This window comes from Natronosporangium hydrolyticum (assembly GCF_016925615.1).
Classification (GTDB): Bacteria; Actinomycetota; Actinomycetes; order Mycobacteriales; family Micromonosporaceae; genus Natronosporangium; species Natronosporangium hydrolyticum.
Genome location: NZ_CP070499.1, coordinates 5,132,960 through 5,149,283, shown reverse-complemented (window position 1 = coordinate 5,149,283; position 16,324 = coordinate 5,132,960). Strand labels below are relative to the sequence as shown.

The 16,324-nt window shown below is 70.2% G+C and carries 19 protein-coding genes; 15 read left to right on the top strand and 4 right to left on the bottom strand.

What is annotated here, in order from left to right:
• Positions 1-72: 72 nt before the first annotated feature.
• Both JQS43_RS23275 and JQS43_RS23270 read right to left on the bottom strand, forming a co-directional pair.
• Positions 73-1,089: a serine hydrolase gene (locus tag JQS43_RS23275; RefSeq protein WP_239676492.1), complete on the bottom strand. Its 1,017-nt coding sequence runs from the start codon at positions 1,087-1,089 to the stop codon at positions 73-75.
• Positions 1,086-2,063 (bottom strand): hypothetical protein, encoded by a 978-nt coding sequence (locus tag JQS43_RS23270; RefSeq protein ID WP_239676491.1) that lies wholly within the window; start codon positions 2,061-2,063, stop codon positions 1,086-1,088. Before JQS43_RS23270 ends, JQS43_RS23275 begins: the two co-directional genes overlap by 4 nt.
• A gap of 225 nt (positions 2,064-2,288) precedes the next feature.
• Between JQS43_RS23270 and paaA the strand changes: the two genes are divergently transcribed.
• From paaA to paaE, 5 genes are read left to right on the top strand one after another with little or no spacing between them, the layout of a single operon-like run.
• Entirely contained in the window at positions 2,289-3,389 is a 1,101-nt protein-coding gene (gene paaA / locus JQS43_RS23265; RefSeq protein WP_239676490.1) for a 1,2-phenylacetyl-CoA epoxidase subunit PaaA, read from the top strand.
• Positions 3,390-3,424: 35 nt separating this feature from the next.
• On the top strand, positions 3,425-3,739 hold the full coding sequence (gene paaB, locus JQS43_RS23260; protein WP_239679552.1) for a 1,2-phenylacetyl-CoA epoxidase subunit PaaB: 315 nt from the start codon (positions 3,425-3,427) through the stop codon (positions 3,737-3,739).
• Complete coding sequence (paaC, locus tag JQS43_RS23255) at positions 3,736-4,488, top strand: 1,2-phenylacetyl-CoA epoxidase subunit PaaC (protein WP_239676489.1); 753 nt, start codon at positions 3,736-3,738, stop codon at positions 4,486-4,488. The genes paaB and paaC overlap by 4 nt, the downstream gene beginning before the upstream one ends.
• On the top strand, positions 4,485-4,976 hold the full coding sequence (paaD, locus tag JQS43_RS23250) for a 1,2-phenylacetyl-CoA epoxidase subunit PaaD (RefSeq protein WP_239676488.1): 492 nt from the start codon (positions 4,485-4,487) through the stop codon (positions 4,974-4,976). Before paaC ends, paaD begins: the two co-directional genes overlap by 4 nt.
• Positions 4,977-4,989: 13 nt before the next feature.
• Complete coding sequence (gene paaE / locus JQS43_RS23245) at positions 4,990-6,114, top strand: 1,2-phenylacetyl-CoA epoxidase subunit PaaE (protein WP_420847617.1); 1,125 nt, start codon at positions 4,990-4,992, stop codon at positions 6,112-6,114.
• A 246-nt stretch (positions 6,115-6,360) separates the two neighbouring features.
• Here the strand turns inward: paaE and JQS43_RS23240 are convergent, their stop codons facing one another.
• Positions 6,361-7,020 carry a winged helix-turn-helix transcriptional regulator gene (locus tag JQS43_RS23240; protein WP_239676486.1) on the bottom strand — a complete coding sequence of 220 codons (660 nt, stop codon included), beginning with the start codon at positions 7,018-7,020 and terminating at the stop codon, positions 6,361-6,363.
• Positions 7,021-7,089: 69 nt separating this feature from the next.
• Here JQS43_RS23240 and JQS43_RS23235 point away from each other — a divergent pair, with 69 nt between their 5' ends.
• Both JQS43_RS23235 and JQS43_RS23230 read left to right on the top strand, forming a co-directional pair.
• Positions 7,090-7,632 carry a pyridoxamine 5'-phosphate oxidase family protein gene (locus JQS43_RS23235; protein ID WP_239676485.1) on the top strand — a complete coding sequence of 181 codons (543 nt, stop codon included), beginning with the start codon at positions 7,090-7,092 and terminating at the stop codon, positions 7,630-7,632.
• A 1-nt stretch (position 7,633) separates the two neighbouring features.
• The gene (locus JQS43_RS23230) at positions 7,634-8,347 is read left to right on the top strand and encodes an alpha/beta hydrolase (protein ID WP_239676484.1); all 714 of its coding nucleotides are present in this window, start codon (positions 7,634-7,636) and stop codon (positions 8,345-8,347) included.
• Here JQS43_RS23230 and JQS43_RS23225 read toward each other — a convergent pair.
• On the bottom strand, positions 8,334-9,290 hold the full coding sequence (locus JQS43_RS23225) for an aldo/keto reductase (protein WP_239676483.1): 957 nt from the start codon (positions 9,288-9,290) through the stop codon (positions 8,334-8,336). The genes JQS43_RS23230 and JQS43_RS23225 overlap by 14 nt on opposite strands.
• Positions 9,291-9,326: 36 nt before the next feature.
• Between JQS43_RS23225 and JQS43_RS23220 the strand changes: the two genes are divergently transcribed.
• From JQS43_RS23220 to JQS43_RS23185, 8 genes are all read left to right on the top strand, one after another.
• On the top strand, positions 9,327-9,830 hold the full coding sequence (locus JQS43_RS23220) for a methylated-DNA--[protein]-cysteine S-methyltransferase (protein WP_239676482.1): 504 nt from the start codon (positions 9,327-9,329) through the stop codon (positions 9,828-9,830).
• Positions 9,831-9,915: 85 nt separating this feature from the next.
• Positions 9,916-10,347, top strand: a complete 432-nt coding sequence (locus JQS43_RS23215) for a hypothetical protein (RefSeq protein ID WP_239676481.1) — start codon at positions 9,916-9,918, stop codon at positions 10,345-10,347.
• A gap of 46 nt (positions 10,348-10,393) precedes the next feature.
• The gene (gene mqnC / locus JQS43_RS23210) at positions 10,394-11,629 is read left to right on the top strand and encodes a cyclic dehypoxanthinyl futalosine synthase (protein WP_239676480.1); all 1,236 of its coding nucleotides are present in this window, start codon (positions 10,394-10,396) and stop codon (positions 11,627-11,629) included.
• A gap of 230 nt (positions 11,630-11,859) precedes the next feature.
• Positions 11,860-12,735 (top strand): type IV toxin-antitoxin system AbiEi family antitoxin, encoded by an 876-nt coding sequence (locus JQS43_RS23205; RefSeq protein ID WP_239676479.1) that lies wholly within the window; start codon positions 11,860-11,862, stop codon positions 12,733-12,735.
• Positions 12,736-12,977: 242 nt separating this feature from the next.
• Positions 12,978-13,685: a demethylmenaquinone methyltransferase gene (locus JQS43_RS23200; protein WP_239676478.1), complete on the top strand. Its 708-nt coding sequence runs from the start codon at positions 12,978-12,980 to the stop codon at positions 13,683-13,685.
• A 160-nt stretch (positions 13,686-13,845) separates the two neighbouring features.
• Positions 13,846-15,114, top strand: a complete 1,269-nt coding sequence (locus JQS43_RS23195) for a geranylgeranyl reductase family protein (protein WP_239676477.1) — start codon at positions 13,846-13,848, stop codon at positions 15,112-15,114.
• Between the two features lie 60 nt (positions 15,115-15,174).
• Positions 15,175-15,540, top strand: a complete 366-nt coding sequence (locus tag JQS43_RS23190; protein WP_239676476.1) for an NADH-quinone oxidoreductase subunit A — start codon at positions 15,175-15,177, stop codon at positions 15,538-15,540.
• A gap of 1 nt (position 15,541) precedes the next feature.
• A complete protein-coding gene (locus JQS43_RS23185) occupies positions 15,542-16,243 on the top strand; it encodes a NuoB/complex I 20 kDa subunit family protein (protein ID WP_239676475.1) in 702 nt (233 codons plus the stop codon).
• Positions 16,244-16,324: the final 81 nt, after the last annotated feature.

The following is a 16,324-nucleotide window of genomic DNA, read 5'->3' as shown; positions in this document are numbered from 1 at the left end:
GGCGGAGGGCGCCGATATTCGCTGCCGTAAGCGGACCGTAAGCATCGCCGGACGGCTGCTGGTCGGCTCCGGTCAGCCGATCGGCGGCGAGCCTGGCAGGTGTTGCTCGGCGAGGGCCCGGCAGAGCTCGGCGCCGTGCTCGTGGCCCAGTTCGGCCGGGTACCGGGTGAGCACGCCCATCGCCCACTCGTCGGTGACCGCCAGGCAGCTGACGTGCCAGGCGTTCTCGTCGTCCCGGATCACCCAGCCGTTTTTGATGCCGACCTGCGCCCGCTGCGCCGGTGGCAGCGCATCCCGGATGCCGAAGTCGCCGATGCCGCGGACCGCCCGCATCTCGTCCATAAGCCAGCTGGTCCAGGCGGAGCCGGCGGCGCGTCCGTCCGCCAGACACTCGGCCATCCGGGCGGTGTCGCGGGCGGAGAGTCGGGTGTTGCTCCACAGGTTCCGCACCGCAGACGAGTCGGTGAGGCCACAGATCCGGATCATGCGCTCGATCGATTCGTGCGCCCCCAGCTCTTGGAACAGCCGTTGCGCGTACCCGTTGTCGCTGTCCCGGATGATCAGCGAGAACTGATCGAGGCGGACCTGGTCGGGCGGTTCACCGGCCTCCTCCGCTAGCCGGAGATGGTCGGCGACGAGCCATACCTTGATCATCGAGGCGGTGGTGCTGGTCGCGGTGAGCGGCTCGGAGCCGGTGATCTGGCCGGAGCGCCGGTCGAGCAGCGCCCAGCTGACGAATTCGGTGGACTGCTCCGGCGCGCCGGAATCCTCGGGCGAGCGGGCCGGCGCGGCCGCCATCGGCACCGGCGCGGGGCGCTCGGGTGGCGGGGCGACGGTCGAGTCTTCCGGCCCGGGCAGCGCCCGGGTCACCTTCTGCTGCGGATCCGGCGACGGGGGAGCGGCGGCGAGTAGCAGTGCGATGGCGGTGAGCGCGGTCACCGCGACCAGCGCGGTGAAGGCTCGGCGCGGGGTGGTCCGCTGCGCCGCCGCGGTCGCGAGCCGGTCCAGCGCCTCCGACCGCTCCGCGCTGCCGACCCGGGGCAGCCAGCGCCGACCGGGGTCGGGGCGGGGGGAGGGTGGCGGGGTCACGAGAACTCCGAGACCGGCTCCGGGGCGCGGGGCGGGGCGAAGAGCTGCTCGGCGACGCTGGCGCACCGCTCGGCGCCGTAGTCGAGGCTGTTCTTGGCGGGGTAGCGCATCACGACCGCGATCACCCACTCGTCGGTGACCGCGAGGCAGTTGAGGTGCCAGCTGTCGGTCCGCCCGATCCGGGTCCAGCCGTTTTTGATCGCCACCTCGTCGGCCTGCTCATCGGGGAGCGCGTCGATGATTCCCCACCGGCCGCCCTCGAAGCCCTCTTCGGCCCGCTGGTCCTCCGGGTCGGTGGTACCCCGGACGTTGCGCATCTCCGCCAGCACCCAGTCGGTCCACTCTGGACCTGCGGCGCGGCCGTCGGCGAGGCATTCGCCGAGCAGCGTCATATCTCGGGCGGACATCTCGGTGCGGCTCCACCAACCCTCGTCGCCCTCCGGGGTGTGGGTGTCGGTGAGCTCGCAGATCTCGACCATCCGGTCGACGACGTCGTCGCGGCCGTTCTTGTTGTAGAGGCGTTGGGTGGTCCCGTTATGGCTGTCGCGGATCGCCAGCCGTCCGTCGCGTAGCTCCCGATCGGTCGGTTCGTCACCGGCTGCGTGCACCCGCCGCAGATGGTCGGCGACGATCCAGGCCTTGATGACGGACTCGGTGGAGCTGGTCTCATCGGCGTTGTCGGAGCCCGCGGCGTCGCCGGTGGTGCGGTCGAGCGCGGCCCACGAGAAGAATCCGTCGCTGTCGACGCTGACCGGCGGGGGCGGGTCGAGCCAGGCCGCGGGGGTGGGCTCGGGCGACGGGGCCGGCGCCGGCTCGGGCTCGGTGAACTCGGGAAGCCACATGCCCGGCTGCGCGAGTGGTTGGTCAAGGTCGCCGTCGCTGTCCCGGCCGCCGGCGACGGCGGTCGAGACCGCCGTCGATGCGAGTAGCGCAGCCGCTGCTACGGCAGCGGCGATGGCGATACGTGCGCGCACGGGCGGTGCTCCGGGCTCCGACTAGTGGGGGGACGTGCAGTTACGTGGGGTCCTTCGGAGGATACGAGGCCCGGGAAGGCCCGTCTACCCGGACATGCCCGACATAGATGGCTTTCGTGTTAATTGCCGCATCATTCTCGCGGCTGGATGGCGTAGCTCACTACCGAAAACTCGGTATGTTACAAGTCGTTTGCACATGGCTCCTAGGTTTGTAACACTAAGGTGGTGTACGGCAACGACTTCACCGCCCCCGACGGCGAGCTGCTGGCTGAGGTCGAGGCCGCCGAGACGGAGCTGCGCGAGGCGGCCGACCGCCGGCTGGCTCCGGACTCCACCCGGCCCTCGCCGGCCGACCCGCCCGCGGACGACTACTTCCACCAGGTGATCGCAGCCGATCAGAAGATCGAGCCGCGCGACGCTATGCCCGAGGCGTACCGCCGGACGCTGGTCCGTCAGATCGCCCAGCACGCACATTCAGAGATCATTGGGATGCAGCCGGAGAGCAACTGGATCAGCCGCGCCCCCTCGCTGAAGCGTAAAGCGATCCTGCTCGCCAAGGTGCAGGACGAGGCCGGCCACGGCCTCTACCTCTACGCCGCCGCGGAGACCCTCGGGGTCAGCCGCGAGGAGTTGGTGGACAAGCTGCTCACCGGCCGGCAAAAATACAGCTCCATCTTCAACTATCCGACGTTGACCTGGGCCGACGTTGGGGCCATCGGTTGGCTGGTGGATGGCGCCGCGATCGTCAACCAGGTGCCGCTGTGCCGCTGCTCGTACGGGCCGTACGCGCGGGCCATGATTCGGATCTGCAAAGAGGAGTCCTTCCATCAGCGGCAGGGCTTCGAGATTCTGTACACACTGGCGCGCGGCACCGCGGCGCAGCGGGAGTTGGCCCAGGACGCCATCGACCGGTGGTGGTATCCATCACTGGCGATGTTCGGTCCGCCCGACTCCGACTCCACCCACTCCGAGCAGTCCATGGCGTGGAAGATCAAACGGTTCAGCAACGACGAGCTCCGGCAACGTTTCGTGGACATGTGCGTCGGCCAGGCCGAGGTGCTCGGCCTGGCGCTGCCGGACCCGCAGCTGCGGTGGAACCCTGACCGGGGCGGTTACGATTTCACCCAGCCCGACTTCGACGAGCTATTTCAGGTCATCTCCGGCGATGGTCCCTGCAACCGGCAGCGGCTGGCGCACCGCCGGGCCGCCCACGACGAGGGCGAATGGGTCCGGCGCGCCGCCGCCGCGTACGCGGCGAAGTCGGCCGAGCGTCGCGCCGCCGCCGATGCCGACCAGCGCGAAACCCGGGCGCCGGTGACGGTGTGAACAGCGAGGAGCACAAGGTGACCGGGGAGCGGCAGGTGACTGAGGCGCCACCGGCGGGCGAGCCGAATGGTGTCGCCGCGCCGCTGTGGGAGGTGTTCGTCCGACCGCGCCGAGGGCTGTCCCACGTCCATGTCGGCAGCGTCCACGCCGCCGACGAGCAGACCGCCCTCCACCATGCCCGTGACGTGTACACCCGCCGGCAGGAGGGGGTCTCGATCTGGGTCGTCCCCGCCAAGCAGATCACCGCCTCTAGCCCGGACGAGAAAGACGCCTTCTTCGACCCCGCGGCCGACAAGGTCTACCGCCACCCCACCTTCTATCCGGTGCCGGAGGGGGCGAAACACTTGTGAGTACGCCGGCCTTGCGTAACGGGGAGGTCGCCCGATTCGAGGAGGTGCTCGGGCTGGGCGACGACGCCCTGATCGCCGCGCAGCGGCTCGCCGAGTGGTGCGCCCGGGCGCCCGACCTCGAAGAGGACGTGGCGCTGGCGAACATCGCCCTCGACCAGCTCGGCGCCGCCCGGCTGCTGCTGAGCTACGCCGGTGAGCTGGAACAGGCCGGCCGCGGCGAGGACGAGCTGGCGTACCTGCGCGACGACCGGCAGTTCCGCAACGTACTGCTGGTGGAGCTACCCAACGGCGACTTCGCCACCACCATGGCGAAGCTGCTCTTTCTCGCCACCGCCCAGCGGCTGCGCTACCGGCGACTCGCGGCCGGCAGCGACCAGCGGTTGGCGGGGATCGCGGCGAAGGCGGTGAAGGAGTCGACCTACCACCTCGAACATGCTGCCCTGTGGACAGTGCGGCTCGGGGACGGCACCGACGAGTCGCACCGCCGGATGCAGCTCGCGATCGACGAACTCTGGCCCTACAGCTACGAACTCTGCGACGACCCGGCTGGCGGCGCCGGTGGCGAGCTGGCTTGGCAGGAGTGGTCCGCGGTGGTGACCCCGGTGTTGCGGGAGGCGACGCTGACGGTGCCGGCCGACGGCGGCTGGGCCCCCCGCGGTGGTCGGGTCGGTCGCCACACCGAGCACTTGTCCTACCTGCTCGCCGAGTTGCAGGTGCTGCACCGGGCCCACCCCGGAGCGAGCTGGTGAGCGGCGAGCCCGCCTATCAGGTCGCCGCCCGGGTGGTCGACCCCGAGCTGCGGGTGGTAACCATCGACGAACTCGGCATCCTGCGTAGCGTCGAGCGCGACGGCGGGCAGGTGGTGGTCACCATCACCCCCACCTACTCGGGGTGTCCGGCGATGGAGGTGATCCGCGCCGACATTGAAACCTCGCTGCGCGACGCCGGATGGCCGGAAGTAACGGTCGTGACCCAGCTGTCGCCGGCCTGGACGACCGACTGGCTCAGCGATTCCGGCCGGGCGAAGCTCGCCGCGGCCGGCATCGCCCCACCCGGTCCAGTCCCGGCCGACCAACCGCTCTCGCTGGGGTTGCCCACCCGGCGGGAGGCGGTGGCGTGTCCACAGTGTGGGTCTACCGACACCACCCAGCTGAGCCGGTTCGGTGCCACCGCCTGCAAGGCGCTCTGGCGCTGCGACCACTGCGCCGAACCGTTCGAACAGATGAAGGCCTTCTGAACCGATGACTCAGGTGACGATATCCCGGCCGCCGCGGCGTCGGCCCACCTTTCACGCGCTGCCGGTGGTTGCGCTCGACCCGCTCACCGACGATGCGCTGGCGGTCACCTTCGCGGTGCCGGAGCAGCTCCGCGACGCGTACGCGTTCCGGGCCGGCCAGCACCTGACGGTGCGACGAGTCGACCCCGACACCGGTGAGGAGGTGCGCCGCTCGTACTCGATCTGCTCCACCCCCGCCGAGTTGGCCGCGACCGGTCGGCTCCGGATCGGAGTCAAGCAGATCCCCGGCGGGGCCTTCTCCCGGTACGCCGCCGAGCAGCTGCGGGTCGGCGACGAAGTGCCGGTCATGCCGCCGTTGGGCCACTTCACCACCGAGGTGACGCCGACCCGGTCCCGGTGGTACGCGGCGGTGGTCGCCGGCTCCGGTATCACCCCGGTGTTGTCGCTCGCGGCCACCGCCCTGGCCACCGAGCCGGCCAGCCGATTCACCATCTTCTACGGCAACCGCGACGTCCGGTCGGTGATGTTCGCCGAGGAGCTGGCGGACCTGAAGGACCGGTGGCCGCAGCGGTTGCAGGTGGTGCATGTGCTCTCACGGGAACCGGCCGACGCCGAACTGCTCTCCGGGCGGATCGACGCGCACCGACTGCCTCGGTTGCTGACCGCCTTCCTGCCTGAGCCGGCCGTGGTCGACGAGTGGTTCCTGTGTGGCCCGTACGGGCTGGTCACCGATGCCCAGGCGGTGCTCGCGTCGCTGGACGTGCCCGAGCCCGCGGTGCGTACCGAGCTGTTCCATGTGCCGTCGGGCGATGATCCGGCAGCACCGGCGGCCCCAGCCCCGTCGCCAGCGGGTGAGGTGGGTGAGGTCGACCTGACGATCCAATTGGACGGCCGCGCCTCGCAGGTAAGCATGGGCCGGCAGGAGCGGGTGCTCGACGCGGCGCTACGAGTCCGGGGTGAGCTGCCGTACGCCTGCCGGGGCGGGGTCTGCTCCACCTGCCGCGCCAAGGTCGTCACGGGCGAGGTGACGATGGCGGCCAACTGGGCCCTGGAGCCCGAAGAGGTGGCCGCCGGGTATGTCCTGACCTGTCAGGCTAGCCCGGTCACCGAGGAACTCGTCGTCGACTACGACGCCTAGCCCGCGGGATAGACCCCGCCTGGACGGCCCCGCCTGGACGGCCCCGCCTGGCCGGCCCCCGACTGGACGGACCCCGACTTGGTTGGCCAGGGAGGGATCTTGTATAGGGGAATGTCGGATTTATCCGTACGCAAGATCCCTCCCCAGCCAACCAAGAGCGGCGTGGGTGGAGCGAGCGTGGGTGGAGCGAGCGGGGTGGAGCGAGCCGGGCGGGGTGGCGGTGAGCCGGTGGAGCGCGGCGCCGAGCTAGTCGGGGGTAGGGCGGGGGAAGAGGGTTAGGAACCGGGCGCCGAGGGCGCGGTCGCCGGTGATCTCGGCCCGCCCCTGGGCGGCTGCGTCGACTAGCGGGTAGCCGCCGAAGACCAGCGCCCGCAGCGTCGCCGGATCCGTCGCGATGGTCGCGTCGGCGGCCCCGGCTGGTGGGTCTCCCCGCCCGACGCGCAGCGATCCCGATTCGATCGTGGCCCAGCAGTGATCGTCGTTGAGCTGGAGCTCGATCTGGGCCGACAGTTCGCCCGCCGCGGCCGGGTCGAAAGTCGTCTCCAGCGCCAGCAGGATGGCGTCCGTGCTCAGCTCACCACCGGTGGGCAGCGGCGCCCGGCTGCCCCAGTGCGCGAGCTCCCGCAGCACCGGGGCGAGCTGGTGGCCGCGTTCGGTGAGCTCATACCCCCAGGCGCTGGCGGGTGGGCCTAGTCGGCGTCGGCGCACCACGCCAGCGTCGGTCAGCTCGCGCAGCCGTTGCGAGAGCACGTTCTGGCTGGCGCCCGGCAGTCCGCGGCGCAGGTCGGTGAAGCGTTTCGGGCCTAGGCGGAGTTCTCGTACCAGGAGCAGCGCCCAGCGCTCGCCGATGGCGTCGAGGGCGCGGGCGACGCCGCAGGGGTCGTGGTAACTGCGTCGAACGGGCACTCGGTTGACCATACGCACCCGCCCGTGGTTCGATAGGAGGACCAATAGGTTCTAGATTAGGACTAATCAATGAGAGGCGCAACCATGGCGATCACCACCAACCAGGGCTACGCCCGGCTGCCGCAAGGAGACGTGGGCCTGCTCGCAAGCGAGGTGGCGCAGCGGCTGCTCCACTCCACCGCGCTCGCCCGGCTCGCGTACGTTGCCGCGGATGGCTCGCCCCGGGTGTTCCCGATGCTCTTCCACTGGACCGGCGACGAGGTCGTCTTCGCCACCTTCGGCGGTGCCCGCAAGATCCGGGCGCTGCGGGCCAGACCGGCCGTCGCGGTCACCATCGACACCGTGGGGCCACCGCCCGAGGTGCTGCTGATCCGGGGAGAGGCGGAGGTCCACGAGGTCGACGGGGTGCTGCCGGAGTACGCCGCGGCCCAACACCGTTACTACGGCGAGCAGGCGGCGGCAGCCACCATCGCCGAAATCGATCAGCCCGGTCTGAGGATGGCGCGGATCGGCCTCCGCCCCCGGTGGGTCGGGATGATCGACTTCCAGACCCGGTTCCCCGGCGGCACCACCGCCGACGAGTTTGCCCAGGTCGGGCGGGAGGGAGACTGAGATGGCGACCTACACGTTGGTCCACGGCGCCGGCGGCGACTCCTGGTACTGGCACCGGGTGGCCCCGCTGCTGCGGGAACGCGGCCACGAGGTGGTCACCCCGGATCTGCCGACCGGTGACGACGCCGCTGGTTGGACGGAGTACGCCGACGTGATCGAGGCGGCCATCGGTGACCGGCGGGAGGTGATCCTGGTCGCCCAGTCGATGGCCGGCTTCAGCGCCCCGCTGGTGTGCCAGCGGCGCCCGATCGACCTGCTGGTGCTGGTGGCGGCGATGGTCCCACGGCCCGGGGAGACCGGTGGTGACTGGTGGGAGCAGACCGGCCAGCCGCAGGCCGAACGAGCACTGGCCGAGCAGCAGGGGCGGTCGAGCACCGGCGAGTTCGATCCGATGGAGATGTTCTTCCACGACCTGCCGGCCGAGTTGGCCGAGGCGGCGATGGCGCGGGGCCGGCCGCAGTCGGCCACCCCGTTCACGCAGCCATGGCCGCTGGAGCGATGGCCCGACACGCCGACCCGGTTCCTGCTCGCCCGGCGCGATCGGCTCTTCCCCGCCGAGTTCCAACGGCGGGTGGTGGCCGAGCGGCTCGGGATCGTCCCGGACGAGCTGGACGCCGGCCACCTGGCAGCGCTGAGCTGCCCGGATGAGCTGGTTGCGTGGCTGGAGCGCTACCGGGCAGACCTGGCTGACTCGGGTGCCGTTACGGCTGGGTGATCGTCCGCAGCTCCGCCAGTTCGGCCTCGGTCGGCTCCCAGGCGCCAGCGGCGACGTTGGCGTGGACCTGCTCGGCGCTGGTAGCCCCGGCGATCACGCTCGCCACCGCCGGCTGGGCGGCCAACCCGCCGATCGCCACCTGCAACAGGCTCAGCGACCGCTGCTCGGCGAAGCTGGTCAGCCCTTCCACAATGTCCCATGGTGCGGCCGCGAGCCGGCTCGCGAACCGGTCGGCCGCCAACCTGGTCCCCGCCGGTGCGTCGGCGCCCCGCCGGTACTTGCCGGTGAGCAGCCCACTGGCGAGCGGGAAGTACGGCAGCAGCCCCACCCCGAACCGCTGGCAGGCCGGGATCAGCTCACTCTCGACCGGTTCCCGGTGCAGCAGGTTGTAGTGGTTCTGCGCGGAGACGAACGGGGTCAGCCGGCCGGTGCGGGCGAGCCACGCCGCGTCGGCGACCTGCCAGCCCGCGAAGTTCGAGTGCCCGAGGTAACGGACCTTACCGGCCCGGACCAGCTCGTCCAGCGCCGCCAGCGTCTCCTCGATCGGCGTACCCGGGTCGGGTGTGTGCAGCTGGTAGAGATCGATCCAGTCGGTGCCGAGGCGGCGCAGTGACGCCTCCACCGCCCGGACCACATACCGGCGCGCGCCGCGGGCACCCCAGTCTGGACCGTTGGCGCCGGCCATGTCCATGCCGAACTTGGTAGCGATGACCGCCTCGTCCCGGCGGCCCCGCAACGCCGCACCCAGCAGCTCCTCCGACTTGCCCTGTCCACCGTAGACGTCGGCGGTGTCGAAGAGGTTGATGCCGGCGTCGAGGGCGGCGGTGACGACCTCGCGGGTCTGGTCGGCGTCGATCCGGAAGCCAAAGTTGTTGCAGCCCACGCCGACCACGGACACCATCAGCCCAGAGTCGCCCAGCCGCCGGTAACGCATCTCCGCCATCTGATGATCGTAACCGGGCGGGGGTACGTTGTACCGGTGCGGTGGAGGTCGGTATCGACGCCGATTGGCCCGATCGCGGTGGCCGTGGTCAGTGGCGCGATCTGTCGCGCGCTCCTGCAGCCGGAGGCCCGGAGCGAGCCGCTCGACCTAGCTCGGGAAACGCCGCCGGAGCCGTTGCTCGAGGCAGCCGCGACCCAGCTGACGGAGTACTTCACCGGCCAACGGACCGGGTTCGACCTGCCGCTTTCGGCGCCGGACGGGGTGGGCAGCACCTTCGAACGGGCCGTTTGGGCGGAGTTGGCGCGTATCCCGTACGGGGAGCAGCACAGCTACGGTCAGGTGGCGGCCGCGCTCGGCGAGCCGGGAGCGGCCCGGGCGGTCGGCACCGCCTGCAACCGCAACCCACTGCCGATCTTCGTACCGTGCCACCGGGTGGTGGGGGCGGGCGGCAAGCTGGTCGGGTTCGGGGGTGGGCTGGCCCGAAAACGCTGGCTGTTAGAGCACGAGGCGCGGGTCGACCTGGAGCGGGCCTGGGGGTGAACCCGGTCGAACCGGACTGACGTCAGGGCCGGGTCGGGGTGGCGAGGCACCACTATGGTGAGTGCCGGTCCCCTCGGAGGTAATCATGAGCATCCCATCCGCCGGCCCCAGCGAGTACCACCTGCCACCGCAGCGGCCGGGTACGGTCACCGCCGCGGCGGTGATCCTGTTCGTCAGCGCCGGCCTCGGGTTCCTGGTCTGCTGCGCTCTCGGGGTCATCGCCGGCGAGGCAGACGTCGACCTGGGTGGGCTGTTGACCCTGCTGCTGCTGTTCGTACTCGCCACCGCCGCGTTCAACGTGTGGTTGGGGTATTACATCCTGCAGGGGCGTAACTGGGCCCGGATCACCACCATCGTGATCTGCAGTATCAGCATCGCCACCGGCCTGATCGGCTTCGCGATGGCGCCGTCGGACGGCATCCTCGGCGGCTGTATCGGCCTGATCCTGAACGGGGTGGTGATCGGTCTGCTCAGCGGTCGGGAGGCCACCATCTACTTCCGGCCGATCCGCCGGTGACTCACCGGGTCGGGCGGGTGCGTCGCGACCACGTACGCTCGGGGATGTGATACGGGAGATCGATGACGCGCTGCAGCGGGCCGCGGACGGCGGGCGGATCACGCCCGAGGAGGCGCTGCTGCTCTACACCGACGCACCGCTACACCCGCTGGGCGAGGCCGCCGACGCGGTCCGCCGCCGCCGGTACCCGGACGGGATCGTCACCTACCTGATCGACCGCAACATCAACTACACAAATGTCTGCGTCACCGCCTGCAAGTTCTGCGCCTTCTACCGGGCGCCGAAGCACGCGGAGGGGTGGAGCCACGACACCGAGGAGATCCTGCGCCGCTGCGGCGAGGCGGTCGAGCTCGGCGCCACCCAGGTGATGTTGCAGGGGGGCCACCACCCCGACTATGGCGTGGAGTATTACGAGCAGCTCTTCGGCGCGGTCAAGTCGGCGTACCCGCAGTTGGCGATCCATTCGATCGGGCCGAGCGAGATCCTGCACATGGCGAAGGTCTCCAGCGTCAGCATCGAGGAGGCGATCACCCGGATCCAGGCGGCGGGGCTGGATTCGATCGCCGGTGCCGGGGCGGAGATGCTGCCGGACCGGCCCCGGCAGGCGATCGCGCCGCTGAAGGAGTCCGGCCAGCGCTGGCTGGAGGTGATGGAGGTGGCCCACCGGTTCGGGGTGGACTCCACCGCCACCATGATGATGGGCACCGGCGAGACCAACGCCGAACGGATCGAGCACATGCGGATGATCCGCGACGTCCAGGACAAGGCAGTCGAGGCGGGCTACGCCGATAATCGGGTCGCCGAGCGCGGCGGCGCCGGCGGCTTCCGGGCCTTTATCCCGTGGACCTACCAGCCCGAAAACAATCACCTTAAGGGGCGTACGCAGGCGACCACCCTGGAGTATCTCCGGCTGGTGGCGGTGGCCCGGCTCTTCTTCGACAACGTGGCCCACCTGCAGTCGTCGTGGCTCACCACCGGCAAGGACGCGGGCCAGCTCTCCCTACACATGGGCGTGGACGACCTGGGCTCGATCATGCTTGAGGAGAATGTCATCTCTTCGGCGGGCGCCCGGCACCGTTCCAACCTGCTCGAGCTGATCTCCATGATCCGTTCGGCGGATCGGACCCCGGCCCAACGGGACACCCTCTACCAGCACCTTGCGGTGCACCGGCGGCCCGAGGACGACCCGACCGACGAGCGCGTGGTGTCACACTTCTCCTCGATCGCGCTGCCCCACGACGGCGCCGCCGATCGCTCCCTCCCCCTCATCGAAGCCCGCTAGGCCCCGACCCGCCCGCCGCGCCGCCCGCCGCGCGTCCGCCGCGCTGCCCACCCGCCGCGCGCTTGGTGGGCTGAGTGGTGCCCAACTCGCCCGGCTTGCCGTTTTTGCGGCCACAGTTGATCACCACTCAACACACCAAGCGGGCAAGAGGGTGGCGCGTGGCGGGCGGCGAGGGCCGGCGTGATTGCGGGCGGTGACCGTACTTGCGTGGTTGCGTCATGATGTCGGCCATGGTCGATGAATCACGCCACAGTACGGTCTTCCGCTACGGGGATGCGCTCGCAGCCAATCGGCGCCGGGCCGGTCTACGTGCGCAGCTTGAGCAGGGGCGGGCCTTCCGGCTTCGCCGTGGGGTGTACGCGGCCACGAGTAATCAGGTCGACCGGGCGGCGGCCGCCGTGCTCAAGGTGTCCGGAGCCGTCGTCAGCCACGAGACCGCCGCCCAGTGGTGGGGGATTTCGCAGCTTTCGCAACCGGGTGAAGAGGTCCGGGTGACTCGGCCCCGGCGAGGCAGCGGCCGGGCGCACTATCCCGGATTGGAGGTGCACAGCGCGGCGTTGCCGGGGGCCCACGTCACCTCGTACTGCGGTATGCCGGTGACGACGCCTGCCCGGACGGTCATCGACCTAGCGCGCGGTGCGGAGTTCCGGGCGGGGGTCTGCGCCGCGGACAGTGCCCTTCGGCGCAACCTCTGCACTCGCGAAGATCTATGGTCGGTGGTCGCGGACTGCGCGGGTTGGCCCGGGGTACGGCGAGCCCGGGAGGTGGTCGGGTTCGCAGACCGGCGGGCGGCCAACCCGTTGGAGTCGATCTCACGGGTCGCGTTCCAGGAGTACGGCCTGCCCACACCGCAGTTGCAGGTCGAGATGCCGAGCTTCGACGTCGTGGACTTCCTCTGGGAGCAGTTCGGGGTGGTAGGGGAAGCCGACGGCCTCGGAAAGTATGTGGACAGTGAAGTCTTGCGGCGGGAGAAGCTGCGGCAGGAGCGTTTGGAGCAGGACGGCTTCGCCGTCTTCCGCTGGACCTGGCGGGAGGTGTTCCGGCGGCCGGACGCGGTGGCGTACCGGGGCGAGCAGGTCCTTCGTCGCCGCGGCTGGTCACGCTAGGCCCGTCGCCCGTCGCCCGTCGCCTGTCGCCTGTCGCCTGTCGCCCGTCGCGCGCTTGGTGGGCTGAGTGGTGCCCAACTCGCCCGGCTTGCCGTTTTTGCGGCCACAGTTGATCACCACTCACCCCACCAAGAAGGGCATGCCAGTGGTGCGGGCCCCCGTAAGCAGGCGGGCGGCGGGGCCGGTGCAGCAGAGTCGGGCGGTTGGTTTCGGCGACGAGGGCGGGTGGCACTCTGGAGGGCATGCAGACTGGATCTGAACCGCGGCGGGCAGGACTCGACAAGGAGCGGGCCGAGGTTGCGGCGATGTTCGACCACGTCGCCGCCAAGTACGACCGGACCAACAGCATCATCTCGTTCCGGCGGGACCGGGTGTGGCGGCGGGCCACCCGGGCGGCGCTGGCCCCGCTGGCTGGTGAACGTGTGCTCGACGTCGGAGCCGGCACCGGCGTCTCCACCGAAGAGTTCGGTCGCGACGGTGCGTACGCAGTCGGGGTGGATGTCTCACTCGGAATGCTGGCCGCGGGCCGGGAAGCTCGGCCGCAGGTGCCGCTGCTGGCCGGGGACGCCCTGGCGTTGCCGTTCGCGGATGGCGCGTTCGATGCGGTCACGATCTCGTTCGCGCTGCGCAATCTGGCCGACCCGGTCGCCGGGCTGCGGGAGTTTCGGCGGGTGACCCGGCCGGGTGGGCGGCTGGTGGTCTGCGAGTTCAGCCATCCGACGAACCGTTGGTTCCGCAGCACCTACCTGACGTACCTGATGGGGGCGCTGCCGAAGGTGGCCAAGGCGGTTTCGAGCAACCCGGCGGCCTACCTCTATCTGGCCGAGTCGATCCGGGCGTGGCCGGACCAGCGCGGGTTGAGCGAGTGGTTGCAGGCCGCTGGCTGGCGGAAGGTGGGGTGGCAGAACCTCAGCGGCGGGATCGTGGCGCTGCACCGGGCCACCCACTGAGTCGGTCGGACCGCGCGGGGCTTGACGCTTCTTCGAGGTGAGCGGGGTGGAGGGCGGACCCGCGAATCAGCTTCGGTCGGGGTCGTTCTAGACTCGGCCACAGACGAGCTTGTGAAGAGTTTCACGAGCAAGATGAGCTGGCCCGAGGCAGGAGGTGCCGGTGGTGCCCGAGCACGACGCTGACGCCATCGTCGTCGGCGCCGGACCCGGTGGCAGCGCCGCCGCGTATCATCTGGCCCGGCACGGCGCGCAGGTGTTGTTGTTGGAAAAGTCCCAGTTTCCGCGCGAGAAGGTGTGCGGCGACGGGTTGACCCCGCGCTCGGTTGCGCAGCTGATCCGGATGGGCGTCGACCTGGACGACCCTGGCTGGGTCCGCAACGAGGGTCTGCGGGTGATCGGCGGCGGGGTGCGGATGGAGTTGAAGTGGCCGGAGTTGGCCAGCTTCCCCGAGTTCGGCCTTACCCGTACCCGGCACGACTTCGATGACATTCTGGCGCAGCGGGCGGTAAGTGCCGGCGCCGATCTGCGTACCGGCCACACCGTGACCGGCCCGATCCTGGATGACCAGAGCGGCCGGGTCATGGGGGTGACGGTCAAGGCCGACGGGGAGCTGCGCGAGTTCCGGGCGCCGGTGGTGATCGCCGCCGACGGGGTGTCCGGCCGGCTGCCGTTGGCGCTCGGGTTGACCAAGCGGGACGACCGGCCGCTGGGGGTGGCGGTGCGCCGCTACTACCGTTCGCCCGTCAAACATCAGGACAACTACCTGGAGTCGTGGCTGGAGCTGCGCAGCAGCAGCCGCCCCGAGGTGCTGCTGCCTGGGTACGGCTGGATTTTCGGGATGGGCGACGGCCGGGTCAACGTCGGGCTCGGCATCCTCAACTCCTCGGGCGCGTTCGGGAAGACCGACTACCGGCGGCTGCTGGTCGACTGGCTCGGCGCCACCCCGGCCGATTGGGGGCTCGGCGAGGAGGAGAACGCCGAGGGCTCGATCAAGGGTGCGGCCTTGCCGATGGGCTTCAATCGGGTGCCCCACTACACCAGGGGGGTCATGCTCGTGGGGGACACGGGGGGTATGGTCAACCCCTTCAACGGTGAAGGCATCGCGTACGCGATGGAGTCAGGTGAGATCGCCGCGGAGGTGGTCAACCAGGCGTTGGCCCGCCGGAACCCCGCTGAGGTGGAGCGGGCGCTGCAGCAGTACCCCCAACTGCTGAAGGCGCGGTTCGGCGGTTACTTCCGGCTTGGTGGCATCTTCGTGAAGTTGATCGGCTACCCGCCGGTGATGCGGGCGGCCACCCGGCACGGGCTGCCGCACCCGATGTTGATGCGGTTCGTCCTGAAGCTGATGGCGAACCTCACCGACCCACGCGGCGGCGATGCAATGGACCGGCTGATTAATGGGATGGTGCGAGTTGCCCCGGCGGTGTGAGGAGCGACCCGGCGTTGGCGTGAGCGCGCCCGGTACCGGTGACGACGGAGGAAGCACGGCATGACGCTCTCGGCGTACGTACCGATCATCGTGCTGTTCGGCATCGCCGGCGCGTTCGGCGCGGTGTCGCTGATGGCGGCGCGGATCGCCGGCCCCCGCCGGTACAACCGGGCGAAGCTGGAGCCGTACGAGTGCGGCATCGAACCTACCCCGCAGCCGGTGGGCGGCGGCCGGGTGCCGGTGAAGTATTACCTGACCGCGATGATGTTCATCATCTTCGACATCGAAGTGGTCTTCCTGATCCCGTGGGCGGTCGCCTTCGACCAACTGGCCCTCGGTGGATTCTTGGCGGTGGCGCTGTTCATCCTGGCGGTGACGATCGCCTACGTGTATGAGTGGCGCCGCGGCGGGCTGGAGTGGGACTGAGATGGGTATCGAAGAGAAGCTCCCCAACGGCATCTTGTTGACCAGCGTCGAGAAGCTGGTCAACTGGACCCGGAAGACCAGCATGTGGCCGGCGACCTTCGGCTTGGCGTGCTGCGCGATCGAGATGATGACCACCGGCGCACCCCGGTACGACCTGGGGCGGTGGGGCATGGAGGTGTTCCGGGCCAGCCCTCGGCAGGCGGATCTGATGATCGTGGCGGGCCGGGTTTCCCAGAAGATGGCGCCGGTGCTGCGGCAGATCTACGACCAGATGGCTGACCCGAAGTGGGTGCTGTCGATGGGGGTCTGCGCCACCTCCGGCGGGATGTTCAACAACTACGCGATCGTGCAGGGTGTGGACCATGTGGTGCCGGTCGACATGTACCTGCCCGGGTGCCCGCCGCGGCCGGAGATGCTGATCGATGCGATTCTTCGGCTGCGGGAGAAGATCATGCACGAGCCGCTCAACGAGCGGCGGCGGGAGCAGTTGGCGGAGGAGGCCGCGGCCGGCCGCGGGCCGGCGATCAAACCGGGCACCACCCCCTCCAGCTGGTACGCGGACAAGCAGCGCCGGGCGCAGTGGCAGCGGGCGGTGCTGGAGGGCCGGGAGGAGCAGCTGCGGATCTCGGACTGGATGGAGCGGCACCGGGTCCGTCGGGAAGAGGTTGCGGCCGAGCGGGTGACGGGGGGTGGCGCACGATGAGCGACGAGACCCACGAGGACGACACACCGACCCGGAAGACTCCGAGCGACGAGCCGGGCGGCGGGGTGCCGGTGGCGGCGC

What these genes read in the sequence shown, in the direction of transcription:
- JQS43_RS23215 (WP_239676481.1), top strand. Translation starts at nt 9,916, where the DNA reads ATGAGCATCCCATCCGCCGGCCCCAGCGAGTACCACCTGCCACCGCAG.
- JQS43_RS23190 (WP_239676476.1), top strand. Translation starts at nt 15,175, where the DNA reads ATGACGCTCTCGGCGTACGTACCGATCATCGTGCTGTTCGGCATCGCC.
- JQS43_RS23185 (WP_239676475.1), top strand. Translation starts at nt 15,542, where the DNA reads ATGGGTATCGAAGAGAAGCTCCCCAACGGCATCTTGTTGACCAGCGTC.
- JQS43_RS23200 (WP_239676478.1), top strand. Translation starts at nt 12,978, where the DNA reads ATGCAGACTGGATCTGAACCGCGGCGGGCAGGACTCGACAAGGAGCGG.
- JQS43_RS23205 (WP_239676479.1), top strand. Translation starts at nt 11,860, where the DNA reads ATGGTCGATGAATCACGCCACAGTACGGTCTTCCGCTACGGGGATGCG.
- JQS43_RS23235 (WP_239676485.1), top strand. Translation starts at nt 7,090, where the DNA reads ATGAGAGGCGCAACCATGGCGATCACCACCAACCAGGGCTACGCCCGG.
- JQS43_RS23230 (WP_239676484.1), top strand. Translation starts at nt 7,634, where the DNA reads ATGGCGACCTACACGTTGGTCCACGGCGCCGGCGGCGACTCCTGGTAC.
- JQS43_RS23225 (WP_239676483.1), bottom strand. Translation starts at nt 9,290, where the DNA reads ATGGCGGAGATGCGTTACCGGCGGCTGGGCGACTCTGGGCTGATGGTG.